General features: G+C 60.7%; 9 protein-coding genes. All 9 read left to right on the top strand.

Translation table 11 applies throughout. From position 1 onward, the window contains the following. Positions 1-22: 22 nt before the first annotated feature. Positions 23-1,000: a dipeptidase gene (locus AB7M22_RS24490; protein WP_454188030.1), complete on the top strand. Its 978-nt coding sequence runs from the start codon at positions 23-25 to the stop codon at positions 998-1,000. Positions 1,001-1,078: 78 nt separating this feature from the next. After that, entirely contained in the window at positions 1,079-1,609 is a 531-nt protein-coding gene (locus tag AB7M22_RS24485; protein ID WP_007907543.1) for a DUF5943 domain-containing protein, read from the top strand. A 15-nt stretch (positions 1,610-1,624) separates the two neighbouring features. Beyond that, a complete protein-coding gene (gene dgcA, locus AB7M22_RS24480; RefSeq protein ID WP_008008115.1) occupies positions 1,625-3,685 on the top strand; it encodes a dimethylglycine demethylation protein DgcA in 2,061 nt (686 codons plus the stop codon). Positions 3,686-3,857: 172 nt separating this feature from the next. After that, on the top strand, positions 3,858-5,807 hold the full coding sequence (dgcB, locus tag AB7M22_RS24475; protein WP_008008116.1) for a dimethylglycine demethylation protein DgcB: 1,950 nt from the start codon (positions 3,858-3,860) through the stop codon (positions 5,805-5,807). Continuing rightward, the gene (gene etfA, locus AB7M22_RS24470) at positions 5,807-7,027 is read left to right on the top strand and encodes an electron transfer flavoprotein subunit alpha (protein ID WP_454188029.1); all 1,221 of its coding nucleotides are present in this window, start codon (positions 5,807-5,809) and stop codon (positions 7,025-7,027) included. The genes dgcB and etfA overlap by 1 nt, the downstream gene beginning before the upstream one ends. Before the next feature lie 15 nt (positions 7,028-7,042). Then, complete coding sequence (etfB, locus tag AB7M22_RS24465; RefSeq protein ID WP_237884707.1) at positions 7,043-7,819, top strand: electron transfer flavoprotein subunit beta; 777 nt, start codon at positions 7,043-7,045, stop codon at positions 7,817-7,819. Positions 7,820-7,918: 99 nt separating this feature from the next. Beyond that, on the top strand, positions 7,919-8,485 hold the full coding sequence (locus AB7M22_RS24460; RefSeq protein WP_454188028.1) for an N-acetyltransferase family protein: 567 nt from the start codon (positions 7,919-7,921) through the stop codon (positions 8,483-8,485). Between the two features lie 1,066 nt (positions 8,486-9,551). Further along, complete coding sequence (locus AB7M22_RS24455) at positions 9,552-13,004, top strand: GMC family oxidoreductase N-terminal domain-containing protein (RefSeq protein ID WP_454188027.1); 3,453 nt, start codon at positions 9,552-9,554, stop codon at positions 13,002-13,004. A 139-nt stretch (positions 13,005-13,143) separates the two neighbouring features. Next, positions 13,144-15,012, top strand: a complete 1,869-nt coding sequence (locus AB7M22_RS24450; protein ID WP_454188852.1) for a c-type cytochrome — start codon at positions 13,144-13,146, stop codon at positions 15,010-15,012. The last annotated feature ends 14 nt before the right edge of the window (positions 15,013-15,026 follow it).

The following is a 15,026-nucleotide window of genomic DNA, read 5'->3' as shown; positions in this document are numbered from 1 at the left end:
ATCGCTAATAGGGGACAGCCTGATGAGCCCAGCCGAATTGCACGCCGACAGCATCGTTATCGACGGGCTGATTATTGCCAAGTGGAACCGCGAGCTGTTTGAAGACATGCGCAAGGGCGGTCTGACCGCGGCCAACTGCACCGTGTCGGTGTGGGAGGGCTTCCAGGCCACTGTCAACAACATCGCCGCCAGCCAGAAGCTGATCCGCGAGAACAGCGACCTGGTGATTCCGGTGCGCACCACCGCCGATATCCGCAAGGCCAAGGAACAGGGCAAGACCGGCATCCTCTTTGGTTTCCAGAATGCTCACGCCTTTGAAGACCAGATCGGCTACGTCGAGGTCTTCAAGCAGCTCGGCGTCGGTATCGTGCAGATGTGCTACAACACCCAAAACCTGGTGGGCACCGGTTGCTACGAGCGCGACGGCGGCCTGTCGGGTTTCGGTCGTGAAATCGTCGCTGAAATGAACCGTGTCGGCGTCATGTGCGACCTGTCCCACGTCGGCTCGAAGACGTCCGAAGAAGTCATCCTCGAATCCAAGAAGCCGGTCTGCTACTCCCATTGCCTGCCGTCGGGTCTGAAAGTGCACCCGCGCAACAAATCCGATGAAGAACTGAAGTTCATCGCCGATCACGGCGGTTTCGTCGGCGTGACCATGTTCGCGCCGTTCCTGGCCAAAGGCATCGATTCGACCATCGACGACTACGCCGAAGCGATCGAATACACCATGAACATCGTCGGCGAAGACGCCATCGGCATCGGCACCGACTTCACCCAGGGCCATGGCCAGGACTTCTTCGAATACCTGACCCATGACAAGGGCTACGCCCGCCGTCTGACCAGCTTCGGCAAGATCATCAACCCGCTGGGCATCCGCACCGTCGGCGAGTTCCCGAACCTGACCGAAACCCTGCTCAAGCGTGGCCATTCCGAGCGCGTGGTCCGCAAGATCATGGGCGAGAACTGGGTCAACATCTTGAAGGACGTCTGGGGCGAGTAAGCCACAGCACCTCTGAATCCTTTCCCCCGGCCGTCCGCGCCGGGGGCAACACCAAAATTTTTCTGGAGTTAAGTTTCCATGGCCAAGATCGCCCCGCAATTGCCAATCGAAGTCGACAGCGAAACCGGTGTCTGGACCTCCGACGCCCTGCCGATGCTGTACGTACCGCGCCATTTCTTCGTCAATAACCATATGGGCATCGAGGAAGTGCTGGGCGCCGACGCCTACGCTGAAATCCTCTACAAGGCCGGCTACAAGTCCGCCTGGCACTGGTGTGAAAAAGAAGCTGAATGCCACGGTCTGGAAGGCGTCGCAGTGTTTGAGCATTACATGAAGCGTCTGTCGCAACGCGGCTGGGGCCTGTTCAAGATCCAGGACATCGACCTCGACAAAGGCACCGCCAGCGTCAAGCTTGAACACTCCGCATTTGTCTACGTGTACGGCAAGGTCGGGCGCAAGGTCGACTACATGTTCACTGGCTGGTTCGCCGGCGCCATGGACCAGATTCTTCAGGCCCGTGGCAGCTCGATCCGCACCGTTGCAGAACAGGTTTACGGTGGCTCCGAAGAAGGCCACGACGACGGTTTGTTCACCGTCAAGCCGTTGTAAGTCGAGGAACCCGCCATGGCTTTCGAAGCAATGTTTCAACCGATTCAAATCGGCAAACTGACCATCCGCAACCGCGTGCTCAGCACCGCGCACGCCGAGGTCTACGCCACCGACGGCGGCATGACCACCGACCGGTACGTCAAATATTACGAAGAGAAAGCCAAGGGCGGGATCGGCCTGGCGATTTGCGGCGGTTCCTCCAGTGTGGCCATCGACAGCCCGCAAGGCTGGTGGAAGTCGGTCAACCTGGCCGACGACCGGATCATTCCGCACTTCCAGAACCTGGCCGATGCCATGCACAAGCATGGCGCCAAGATCATGATCCAGATTACCCACATGGGCCGACGCTCGCGCTGGGATGGCGAGCATTGGCCAACCCTGCTGTCGCCGTCGGGCATCCGTGAACCGGTGCACCGCGCGACCTGCAAAACCATCGAACCGGAAGAAATCTGGCGGGTAATCGGCAACTACGCAAGCGCAGCCGCACGAGCCAAGGCCGGTGGCCTGGACGGCGTCGAGCTGTCTGCCGTGCACCAGCACATGATCGACCAGTTCTGGAGCCCGCGGGTCAACAAGCGTACCGATGAATGGGGCGGCAGCTTCGAAAACCGCATGCGTTTCGGCCTGGAAGTGATCAAGGCTGTGCGCAAGGAAGTCGGTCCTGACTTCTGCGTCGGCATTCGTCTGTGCGGTGATGAGTTCCACCCGGACGGCTTGTCCCACGAGGACATGAAACAGATCGCCAAGTACTACGACGACACCGGCATGATCGACTTCATCGGCGTCGTGGGCTCGGGTTGCGACACCCACAACACCCTGGCCAACGTTATCCCGAACATGAGTTATCCACCGGAGCCATTCCTGCACTTGGCCGCCGGTATCAAAGAAGTGGTGAAGGCTCCGGTTTTGCACGCGCAGAACATCAAGGATCCGAACCAGGCGACCCGTATTCTGGAAGGCGGCTACGTCGACATGGTCGGCATGACCCGCGCCCACATCGCTGACCCGCACCTGATCGCCAAGATCAAGATGGGCCAGGTCGACCAGATCAAACAATGCGTGGGCGCCAACTACTGCATCGACCGTCAGTACCAGGGCCTGGACGTCTTGTGCATCCAGAACGCCGCGACTTCCCGTGAATACATGGGCGTGCCGCACATCATCGAGAAGTCGACCGGTGTGAAGCGCAAAGTCGTGGTGGTCGGTGCCGGTCCTGCCGGGATGGAAGCGGCTCGCGTGTCAGCCGAACGTGGCCACGACGTGACCCTGTTCGAGAAGAAAGAATTCATCGGCGGGCAGATCACTACCGCGTCGAAAGCTCCGCAACGGGACCAGATCGCCGGCATCACCCGCTGGTTCCAACTGGAGCTGGCGCGCTTGAAAGTCGATCTGCGCCTGGGCGTGGCGGCGGATGCGGCGACCATTCTCGACCTGCGTCCGGACGTGGTGGTACTCGCTGTCGGCGGTCATCCGTTCCTGGAGCAGAACGAACATTGGGGCGCGGCTGAAGGCCTGGTGGTCAGCAGCTGGGACATCCTCGACGGCAAGGTTGCACCGGGCAAGAACGTGCTGGTCTACGACACCATTTGCGAGTTCACCGGGATGTCGACGGCTGACTTCCTCGCCGACAAGGGCAGCCAGGTCGAGATCGTCACCGACGACATCAAACCGGGCGTGGCCATCGGCGGTACGTCGTTCCCGACTTACTACCGCAGCATGTACCCGAAAGAAGTGATCATGACCGGCGACATGATGCTGGAGAAGGTCTACCGCGAAGGCGACAAGCTGGTGGCGGTGTTGGAAAACGAATACACCGGCGCCAAAGAGGAGCGGGTGGTGGACCAGGTCGTCGTCGAAAACGGCGTGCGTCCGGACGAAGAAATCTACTACGCGCTGAAGGAAGGCTCGCGCAACAAAGGCCAGATGGACATCGAAGCCCTGTTCGCGATCAAGCCACAACCTTCGTTGAGCCAGGCGGGCGACGGCTACTTGCTGTTCCGTATCGGCGACTGCGTGGCCCAGCGCAACACCCACGCGGCGATTTATGACGCGTTGCGGTTGTGCAAGGATTTCTAAGAGCTTGTGGATAACCTGTAGGAGCGAGGCTTGCCCGCGAAGGCCGACTGACATTCAACATTGATGTTGGCTGATCCATCGCCTTCGCGGGCAAGCCTCGCTCCTACAGGGATTCGAGCAAGGCATCCAGGTAGTTTGGCCTGCAAGACCCTGCGGTCTTTGGGAGCTCCACATGTTGAACACCCTTCTTCCAATCCTGTTGTTCGCTGCCTTGGGCCTGGCTGTCCTGGGCGCGTTGCGGCGGGTGGCTATGTGGCGTCAGGGCCGGGCTTCGAAAGTCGACCTGATCGGCGGTCTGTTCGCCATGCCCAAACGCTACATGGTCGATTTGCACCACGTCGTCGCGCGGGACAAATACATTGCCAACACCCACGTTGCCACGGCCGGTGGTGCAGTGGCGTCCATTGTGCTGGCGATTCTGGTGCATGGTTTTGGCCTGCATAACCGCATCCTCGGTTATGCATTGCTGCTGATGTCGGCGGTGATGTTTGTCGGCGCGATCTTTATGTTCCTGCGCCGTCGCAACCCACCGGCCCGCTTGTCCAAAGGCCCGTGGATGCGCCTGCCGAAAAGCCTGATGGCGTTCTCGGCGTCGTTCTTCCTGCTGACCCTGCCGGTCGCCGGCATCCTTCCGGAAAACTTCGGTGGTTGGGTGGTGGCGGCGATCCTCGGCGTCGGCGTGCTCTGGGGCGTGTCGGAACTGTTCTTCGGCATGACCTGGGGCGGGCCGATGAAGCACGCCTTTGCCGGCGCACTGCACCTGGCCTGGCACCGTCGCGCCGAACGCTTTGGTGGTGGTCGTTCCACCGGTTTGAAGCCGCTGGATCTGAATGATCCGAACGCGCCACTCGGTGTGGAAAAACCCAAGGATTTCACCTGGAACCAACTGCTCGGCTTCGACGCCTGCGTGCAGTGCGGTAAATGCGAAGCCGCGTGCCCGGCGTTCGCCGCTGGCCAGCCGCTGAACCCGAAAAAACTGATTCAGGACATGGTCGTTGGCCTGGCCGGTGGTACCGACGCCAAATTCGCGGGCAGTCCGTATCCGGGCAAAGCCATTGGCGAACACGGTGGCAATCCGCATCAACCGATCGTCAACGGTCTGGTGGACGCTGAAACCCTGTGGTCCTGCACCACTTGCCGTGCCTGCGTCGAGGAATGCCCGATGATGATCGAGCACGTCGACGCCATCGTCGACATGCGTCGCCATCTGACCCTGGAAAAAGGCGCGACCCCGAACAAGGGCGCCGAAGTCCTCGAAAACCTGATCGCCACCGATAACCCTGGCGGCTTCGCGCCGGGCGGGCGGATGAACTGGGCGGCGGATTTGAACCTGAACCTGCTGAGCGAGAAGAAATCCACCGACGTGCTGTTCTGGGTCGGTGACGGTGCCTTCGACATGCGCAACCAGCGCACCCTGCGTGCCTTCGTCAAAGTGCTGAAAGCGGCCAAGGTCGACTTTGCGGTGCTGGGGCTTGAAGAGCGCGACAGCGGTGACGTGGCCCGGCGTCTGGGCGATGAAGCGACCTTCCAGCTGTTGGCCAAACGCAACATCCAGACTTTGGCCAAATACAGCTTCAACCGCATCGTCACCTGCGACCCGCACAGTTTCCACGTGCTGAAAAACGAGTACGGCGCCTTCGACGGCAACTACCTCGTGCAGCACCACAGCACCTACATGGCGGAGATCATTGGCGAAGGCGCCCTGAACCTCGGCCAGCACAAAGGCAGCAGCGTGACCTATCACGACCCGTGCTACCTCGGCCGCTACAACGGCGAGTACGAGGCGCCGCGCGAAGTGCTGCGCGCCCTGGGCATCGAGATCAAGGAAATGCAACGCTCCGGTTTCCGTTCACGCTGCTGCGGCGGCGGTGGCGGTGCACCGATTACCGACATTCCGGGCAAGCAGCGGATCCCCGACATGCGCATGGAAGACATCCGCGAAACCGGCGCCGAACTGGTGGCCGTGGGTTGCCCACAGTGCACCGCGATGCTCGAAGGCGTGGTCGAACCGCGTCCACTAATCAAGGACATCGCCGAACTGGTGGCCGACGCCTTGCTCGAAGACGCCGCGCCGGGAAAGCCTTCGGCACCGGCCAAACGTGAACCTGCGGAGGTGCATTGATGAGCGACATTATCCGCCGCGACCCACGCGCCGAATGGATCGCCCGCAACCGTCTGCACCCGCTGCACGCGGCCATGCAACCGGCGCAACACAGCTGGATGGGACCTAACGGTCTCATCCGCAAGAACCCTCACGGGATCGGTTTTATCGGCCCCAACGGCATCAAGCGGATTGACCGCAGCGGTGCTCAGCAGGGCGGGGCGACCAAACGCTCGGCCGCGGTTGAAGTGCAATTGCCGCTGCATCAAGTCGCTGCTCCTGCGTTCTACATCAGTGTGGTGCCGGACATGGTCGGCGGCCGCTTGAGCAGCCACGACCGCGACTTGCTCGGCCTGGCCCATCAGTTGGCCGGCAAGGACGGCGCGGTACTGGCCGTGGTCTTCGGTGAGCACAAGGAAAACGCCTTCGCCACGGCGGGCGTTGACCGCTTGCTGGTACTGGAAGGCGACGAATTCAGCGGTTATGCACCAGAGCAACGCGTCCAGGGCCTGCGGGCTGTGGATAACCAGTTCAACCCTCGTCACTGGTTGCTGCCGGACAGCCGCAGCGGTGGTGGCGAACTGGGTCGACGCTTTGCCGCCGCACTGGGCGAACGCCCGGCCACGCGGGTCTGGCAGGTCAAGGATCAGCAGTGCATCGGCCGCGCCGGTGCTGGTTTGCAGGACCTTGCACGTCCGGTCGCCCGCTTGATTCTGGCGGCTGCCGAATGCGCCGAACCGGTCAGCGAAACCCGTCACGAAGCCTTGCCAGTGGAGTTATCCACAGCAGTCGCCCGCAGCCTGTCGCGGATCGAAGATCTGGGCGCGGTGGCGGTGGACCCGGCGGCGATTCCGATGGCCGAAGCCGAGTTCATCTTCTCGGGTGGCAACGGGGTCAAGGACTGGGGACTTTTCCACAGGACGGCCGAGGCGTTGGGTGCGACCGAAGGTGCATCGCGCGTGGCGGTGGACGATGGCTTCATGGCCCGCGACCGTCAGGTCGGTGCGTCCGGCACTTGGGTCACGGCACGGGTTTACGTGGCGGTGGGCATTTCCGGGGCGATCCAGCACCTGCAAGGCATCGGTGCCTGCGACAAGGTGGTGGCGATCAACCTCGATCCTGGCTGCGACATGATCAAACGGGCCGACCTGTCGGTGATCGGTGAGAGCGCCGAGATTCTTCAAGCCTTGATCGATGCGGTCGAGGCTTACCGCAATGAAGCCAAGCGCGATGCGGCTTAAGGGAAGGAAAGGGTTATGAGCACGAAAATCATCAGCCTGGTGTCCATCGGCGCCCACCCGACCTCCGGCCGGCCGCGCCGCGCCGAGCAGGATGCACGAGCAGTTGAACTGGGCCTGCAACTGGCTGGGGATAACCTGCAAGTGCTGCATGCCGGCGATGTTGCAGAACCGGCACTGCGCGCTTATCTGGGCATGGGCCTGGAACAGTTGCATGTGCTGGAGCAACCGGAAGGTGCTGACGCGTTGCCAGCATTGACCGCGTATTTGCGCGATGCCGGGGCGCAGGTGGTGCTGACCGGCAGCCAGGCGGAAACCGGCGAAGGCTCGGGGATGTTGCCGTTCCTGTTGGCGGAAAGCCTCGGTTGGCCGCTGGTGGTGGGTTTGGCGCAAGTCGAATCCATCGACGGTGGTTCGGCGCTGGTGCTGCAGGCCTTGCCTCGCGGTCAGCGCCGTCGCTTGAAAGTGCGCCTGCCGTTTCTGGCGACTGTGGATAACGCAGCGCCCAAGCCTCGGCAGAGTGCCTACGGTCCAGCGCGGCGCGGGGTGTTGCAGGCGGATGAAGTCGAGGTGATCGACGATGAACTGCTGGCGGTGGCCACGCTGCAACCGGCCAAACCACGGCCAAAACGCTTGAAAGTGATCAAGGCCAAGAGCGGTGCAGATCGCATGAAGGCCGCGACGGCCAAGGCCAGTGGCGGAGGCGGGCAGGTGCTCAAGGGCGTGACCGCGCAAGCGGGCGCCGAAGCCATTCTCAAGTTGCTGATTGAAGAAGGCGTGGTCCGTCAGGGTTGAGCGACTGCAACAACCGGTCATAAAACCGTTGGCCTGGCCGGTTGTGACGCATCAACCTGCACGCTAAAAAGGTCGCTCGTATTCTGTGGAGTCACATCAATGGAAGTTGAATTTCGTCCGGCTTTGCGCACGGATGCGCGCGAGATTGCCCGTTTGTTCCAGATTTCATCAGAGGGTGCTTCGGATTACATCTGGAGCCAGCTGGCGGAGCCCGGGCAGGATCTGCTGGAAGTGGGTGCCACTCGTTACGCCCGTGAAGATGTCGATTTTTCCTATCAAAACTGCCTGATCGCGCAGGCTGAGGGAGAGGTCATCGGCATGCTGCACAGCTACGTGATGCGCCACGATCCTCAGGCCGCTCCCGTGACCGACCCGGTCCTGGCGCCGTATGCCACCATGGAAATCCCCGACACCCTCTATATTTCGAGCCTGGCGCTGCATGAGGGGTGGCGCAATCAGGGTTTGGGCAAACAGTTCCTCGCCTACGCCTACGACCGTGCCAACCGGTTGGGGCTCAATGGCTTGAGCCTGATCGACTATGCGGCGAACACCGGCGCCCGGCGATTTTATGAGCGCCATGGCTTCCGGATCGTCGATACCTGCCAGATCACGCCCCACCCAATGATTCGGGTTACGGGTGAGGCTTATTTGATGTATCGGCCGTAAGGACATCGAACACCTGTGGGAGCGAGCCTGCTCGCGATGACGGACTGACATTCACCATCGATGTTGCCTGATCTGGGATTGCGCATTTACCCACAATCCCTGTTAGCGCTTCTGTGGATAACATGTTCGCCCCTCGCTACACCCCATGCCAATCAAGCCCTGCAGCCCTCCGTACAAAAAACAACCAGCCTAACCCACGGTTTTTTCGAGCTTTTTCCACAGAGTAACGTCGCTCACACGCCGATACTTGCCCCCAATCTCTGTTGGCGCTTCTGTGGATAAGATGTTCGCTGTCCGCTACAGGCTATACAAACCGTGGCTTTCAGTGGGTTGATCAAATAATGTTCAATTCGCGCTTTTTCCTCGTTAATCCTCCCGCAAACCCCGAATTCTCACGGCTTTCAGCAGTTTTCCACAGAGCCTGCAAAGTTGCCCCCAAAGTCTGTTGGTGCTTCTGTGGATAAGGTGTTCGCCATCCTCTACAGACCATATAAACCGTGCCTTGCAGGCTTCTGATCAAAAAACGACCAACGCTTGCGCAAAACTCTGCTTCTGGATAAGTCACGGTTTTTCTTGGTTTTTTGTGAATATATTTGGCACGTCATCCACAGTTGTCCCCAATAGCTGTGGGTGGAGATGTGGATAACTTGTTCGCTGAACCCTGCAAGCCACGGTCTGTATAGGCCCGAACGCGATAGATCAGATTTCATACAGGTCTAAGGCGCTTCCTTGACTTCGATCTGTCGCCTGTCTTCACTTTCACGGCATAAGGACAGCCGTCTCTTATCCACATCTGGTTCAGGGAGAACGCGTGATGGATAGCCAGCGATATCGCTCGCACCCAAGCCCCTGCATGACCTGTGTTCCAAAACCTGCCTCCTTGCTGCGTAAACGAATTCATCGTCGCGCCGCCAATCAGCGCGCTCGCCTATAGCGCCTGAGCCTTTTATCCATGCCAAAACGCAGCTGCCATTGAGGCCCGACCGTGCCCGGTGACCAGGTGTTCGTTCATCTATCGATTGCAGGCAACCACAGAGTTGCCCATCTGCCTGAGAGGAAATGAGTCATGACACGGATTGCCACGCCCATCAGCGACATCAAGGAACATTACGACGTGATCGTCATCGGCTCCGGCTACGGTGGCGGGATCGCGGCGTCGCGCCTGTCCCGGGCCGGCAAGCAGGTGTGCCTGCTGGAGCGAGGCCGGGAAATCCAGCCCGGCGAATACCCCAATACGATGCTGGCGGCCACCGAAGAGCTGCAAGTCCATGACCCGGACGGGCACATCGGTTCGCGCACCGGGCTGTTCGACCTGCACGTCAACGCCCAGCAAAACGTGGTAGTCGGTTGTGGTCTGGGTGGCACATCCTTGATCAACGCCAACGTCGCGCTGGAGCCGGAGCCCGGTGTGTTCGACGATCCGCGCTGGCCGCTGGCGGTACGTGAGCATCGCGACACCTTGCTCAAGGACGGTTACGCCCGGGCTCGGGAGATGCTCAAGCCCAATCCCTACCCGAAAACCGCTCCGACCTTGCCCAAACTCGAGGCTAACCAGAAGTCCGCCGACTACCTCAAGCAAGGCGCGCACTTCTACAAGCCGCCGATCAATGTGACCTTCGACAAACTGCCGAACAACCTCAACCACGTCGGTGTCGAGCAATTACCGTGCAACCACTGCGGCGACTGCGTGTCGGGCTGTAACAACAAGGCCAAGAACACCACGTTGATGAATTACCTGCCGGATGCCTGGAACCACGGTGCGGAGATTTTCTGCCAGGCCGAGGTGCGGCACCTGGAGCGCGACGGCGACGGCTGGATCGTGCACTTCCAGTACCTGGACAGTGGCCGCGAGAAATTCTCCGCGCCGACGCTGTTCGTCAAGGCTGACATTGTCGTGGTGTCGGCGGGCACGCTGGGCTCCACCGAAATCCTCCTGCGCTCCCGGGACAAAGGTCTGGCGACGTCCAATCAGCTTGGCGAGAACATGAGCGGCAACGGTGACATCCTTGGCTTTGGCCACAACTGCGACCAGCCGATCAACGGCATCGGTTTCGGCGCGCATCCGGCTAGTGAAATGAAACCGGTCGGCCCGTGCATCACCTCGATCATCGACATGCGCACCGAAGGCGACTGGCGCAGCCGCATGGTCATCGAAGAAGGCTCGATCCCCGGCGCGCTCGGCGGGCCCATGGTGCCGAGCATGGCGGCGTTCGCCGGGTTGATCGGCAAGCCCACCGACGACAGTTTCACCGGCAAGCTCAAGTACGCGGAGCGCGAAACCGAAAGCTTCCTGCGCGGCCCGTATCACGGCGCCCTGCACAACATGCAGACCTACCTGATCATGAGCCACGACGACGGCAAGGGTCGCATGGTGCTCGACAGCAAGGATCAATTGCGCATCGACTGGCCGGGCGTCGGCGAGCAGGAAAACGTGAAGATTGGCAACGACCGGCTGCACCAGAGCACCAAGGCGTTGGGCGGGATCTGGGTCGAGAACCCGATCTGGACCGAGCTGCTCAAACACAGCATCGTTTCCGTTCACCCGCTGGGCGGTTGCGTCATGGGCGAGGACGCGGAGCAAGGGGTGGTCAACCACAAGGGGCAGGTATTCAGCAGCGCCAGTGGCACCAATGTCTATGCCGGGTTGTACGTGACCGACGGCGCGGTGATTCCGACCTCCCTGGCGGTCAATCCGCTGCTGACCATCTCCGCCGTGAGCGAGCGCAACATGAGCCTGCTGGCGGCCGATCGCGGTTGGCACATCGACTACACGCTGCCCTCGGCGCCGCGTAAACAGGTGGCGCCGCCGACCCTCGGCGTGCAGTTCACCGAAACCATGAAGGGTTATTTCTCCAAAAACTTCACTCAGCCTCAGGGCACAGATCTCAAGCTCTATGAAGCGGCCGCCAAACGTGGCGAGTCGGATAACTCGCCGATCGCGTTCACCCTGACCATCACCGCCAACGATCTCAACCGCATGATCAAGGAGCCGGAGCACGCGGCGACGCTGGTCGGCACGCTCAATGCGCCGGGTCTGTCGCCGGAACCGCTGACCGCCAGCAATGGCGTGTTCAACCTGTTCGAGGAATATCAGGAACAGGTCGGCGTGCGGCACATGAATTACGACATGAAACTGACCGCCGAGGACGGCAGCGATTATTACTTCAGCGCGTTCAAGACCGTGCCCGAAGACAATGGCGTGCTGAACGTCTGGCACGACACCAGCACCCTCTACGTGACGCTGTATCGCGGGCCGGACAAAACCGGTGAGGTGATTGGCTCGGGTGTGATGCACATTCAACCGGCCGATTTTGCCAAGCAGATGACCACTATGAAGGTGCTTAACGCGCGCAACGAACGCGAACGCATCGAAGGGTTGGCGCGGTTCGGCAAGTTCTTCGCCGGCATCTTGTGGGAGAGCTACGGCGGCGTGTTCGCCGGCGACATCTACTTCAACCCCGATGCGCCACCCCGGCAGAAACGCCCGCTGGATGCGCCGACGCCGAGCGTGCATTTCTTCCAGACCGAAGACAGCGTCCAGCTACGCCTGACCCGCTATCAGGGCGGCAGCAAAGGGCCGGTGATGCTGGTGCATGGCTTGGGCGTGGGCTCGAATATTTTCTCCACCGACACCATCCAGACCAACCTGCTGGAGTTCTTGTGCAAGCACGAGTACGACGTCTGGCTGCTGGATTTCCGGGTCAGCATTCTGATACCGGCCAGCAAGCACGAATGGAACGGCGATCAGATTGCGCAGTACGACTTCAAGGCTGCCATCGCGCAGATCCAGCAGGCAACCAAGGCGGCGGACGTGCAATGCGTGGTGCATTGCTACGGCGCGACGACTTTCTTCATGTCGCTGCTGGCCGGGTTGCAGGGGGTGCGTTCGGTGGTGTGTTCGCAAATTGCCGCGGATACGGTGGTCGCCACGGCAACGGGGCTCAAGGCCGGTCTGCACCTTCCGGGGATGCTCGACGCCATTGGCATCAAATCCCTCACCGCGTATGCCGACAACAAGGAGAGCTGGTTCAACAAACTCTACGACAAGGCCCTCAACGTCTACGCCCGCATCGAGGCCCAGGGCTACTGCACCAACCCGGTATGCCATCGCATCACCTTCATGTATGCGTCGCTGTACCGCCATGACACGCTCAACGAGACCCTGCATGACAATCTGCATGAGCTGTTCGGCGAATCGAACATGCAGACCTTCGAGCACTTGGCGCTGATCCTGCGCAAAGGTCATCTGGTGGACTTCAAGGGTCAGGACGTCTACATGCCGCACTTCGACCGGCTGACCATGCCGATCTGCTTCATCAGCGGCGAAGACAACCAGTGCTACCTGCCGGAAAGCACGCTCAAGACCTATGAGCGCGTGTGCAAAGCCCATGGACCGGAGCGCTACAGCCGGCATGTAGTGCCGGGTTACGGGCATATCGACTGCATGTTCGGCAAAAATGCAGTGGTCGATGTGTACCCGATCATCCTGCAACACCTGGAGAAAACCGCCCTCGGCTAGTCGTTAGACCGAGTTGGATTCTTCGCGGGCAAGCCTCGCTCCTACAGGTTTCGCGTCGCTTTTGTAGGAGCGAGGCTTGCCCGCGAAGACGATCTATCAGGCGCTACACCTCGTGGTCATGCACAAGGAAATGGATGCTATGGACAGTTACATCCGCTGGTTTCAACGCTTCATCTGGATAGGCATCGTGATGAATATGGTCTTCGCGATTCCGGCGCTGTTCGCGCCGGCGTTGCTGACCTCGATGCTCGGGATGCCGCCGCAACTCTCCGATCCGTGGCTGGAAAACGCCGGCATGCTGCTGGTCGGGATCAGCCTGTTCTACATGCCGTCAGGCTTCAACGCGCCACGATACGTCGTGCATTCGTGGCTGTGCGTGTTGTCGCGACTGGTCGCCGTGGCGTTCTGGATCTACCTGATCAACACCAGCAACCAGGCTCAAGTGTTCGTGCCGATGCTGCTGGGCGATCTGAGCATGTTCCTGATCCTCGGGGTTCTGCTGTACCTGGGCAGCGCGCCGGCCAATCGGCCCTTGGCGTTGCTTCGCGATGGCTGGGTTGAGTGGCGCGCAGCGTGGGCGCGACGCTGGCAGCGGCACAGCTTCAAAGTCGCCACGCTGGTCGTGGTGCTGGCGCTGGGGTTTATCGGCTACGAAACCTGGTACCAGATGCTGCGGGTGGTGCCGGCAGAGCAATACGCTTCCGATGAGGACCACTACAAGTACGGCGCCATCGGCCTGGGCATCGAGGCGCGGATTCCCTATTACCTGTTCGCCGTATTGCCGCAGATGTGTCCGGATAAGCTGCCGAAACCCGGCGGCTATGAAGTCTTCGGTTTCCTCTACGAGAACGGCAAGGACCTGCCGATCGGCATGGCCAAGCGGCAGATCGGCTACCCGACCGTGGAGCCCAACTGCGCCCTGTGCCACACCGGTTCCTACCGGGCCAATACCAGCGACGTCGCCATCCCGGTGGCCACCGCGCCGGCCAATACCCTGCAACTGCAGGCCTTCCAGTGGTTCGCCTACAATTGCGCCAGCGACCCGAAATTCACCCCCGACGCGGTGATGACGGCGATCAACAGCAAGTTCCAGCTCGGGTTCTTCGAGCGGTTGTACAACCGCTACGTGATCATTCCGATGGCCACGAGCGCGCTGATCAAGCAGAAACAGGCCTATGCCTGGCAACGACTGCGCGCACCGCAAGGGCCGGGGCGCACCGACACCTTCAACCCGACGAAAATGGTGGTGTTCGGCTTCCCGGATGACTCGACCATCGGCACCGTCGACTTGCCGCAAGTCTGGAACCAGAAGCCTCGGGAGTCGCTGTACCTGCACTGGGACGGCAACAACAACGACATTCATGAGCGCAACTACGCGGCAGCCATGGCCGTGGGCGCGACGCCAGAGTCAGTGTTGCCGGACAGTTTCAACCGGGTGACCAACTGGTTGCTGGGCCACAAGGCGCCGGCATGGCCGTTCACGCTGGATCAGGCCAAAGTCGCGCGGGGCAGACCGGTCTGGGAAAACAACTGCGCCGGTTGCCATGATTTCGGCCGCACGGACACCGGTCAGGTCACCACCAGCATTGATGAACTGGGCACCGATCCCCATCGGCTGAACTCGTTCACCAATGGTTTAGTGACGGCTTTCCATGGCTTCAAGAAATCGCCGTTCGACTTTGGCGCCTATCGCAAGACCCAGAGCTACAGCAACACGCCCACCGACGGCGTCTGGTTGCGTGCGCCGTACTTGCACAACGGTTCGGTACCGACCCTGTGGGACTTGCTGCAACCACCGGAAAAGAGGCCGCTGGTGTTCTTCACCGGCTCTGATGTGTACGACCAGGACAAGGTCGGCTTCGTCACCAGTGGCCAGCAGATGAAGGCCTCGGCGGACTTCAAGTACGACACCCGTCTGGAGGGCAACCACAATGGCGGCCACCTGTACGGCACGCAGCTGTCGGAACTCGATAAGCGGGCGCTCATCGAGTTCATGAAAACCCTGTGATTCCACTACGGATG

Source organism: Pseudomonas sp. ADAK2 TE3594, from assembly GCF_053628675.1.
This window is presented reverse-complemented; position numbering and strand designations above follow the sequence as displayed.

Coding starts and splice junctions, on each gene's coding strand:
- dgcA (WP_008008115.1), top strand. CDS start 1,625: ATGGCTTTCGAAGCAATGTTTCAACCGATTCAAATCGGCAAACTGACC.
- AB7M22_RS24455 (WP_454188027.1), top strand. CDS start 9,552: ATGACACGGATTGCCACGCCCATCAGCGACATCAAGGAACATTACGAC.
- etfB (WP_237884707.1), top strand. CDS start 7,043: ATGAGCACGAAAATCATCAGCCTGGTGTCCATCGGCGCCCACCCGACC.
- AB7M22_RS24485 (WP_007907543.1), top strand. CDS start 1,079: ATGGCCAAGATCGCCCCGCAATTGCCAATCGAAGTCGACAGCGAAACC.
- AB7M22_RS24460 (WP_454188028.1), top strand. CDS start 7,919: ATGGAAGTTGAATTTCGTCCGGCTTTGCGCACGGATGCGCGCGAGATT.
- AB7M22_RS24490 (WP_454188030.1), top strand. CDS start 23: ATGAGCCCAGCCGAATTGCACGCCGACAGCATCGTTATCGACGGGCTG.
- AB7M22_RS24450 (WP_454188852.1), top strand. CDS start 13,144: ATGGACAGTTACATCCGCTGGTTTCAACGCTTCATCTGGATAGGCATC.
- dgcB (WP_008008116.1), top strand. CDS start 3,858: ATGTTGAACACCCTTCTTCCAATCCTGTTGTTCGCTGCCTTGGGCCTG.
- etfA (WP_454188029.1), top strand. CDS start 5,807: ATGAGCGACATTATCCGCCGCGACCCACGCGCCGAATGGATCGCCCGC.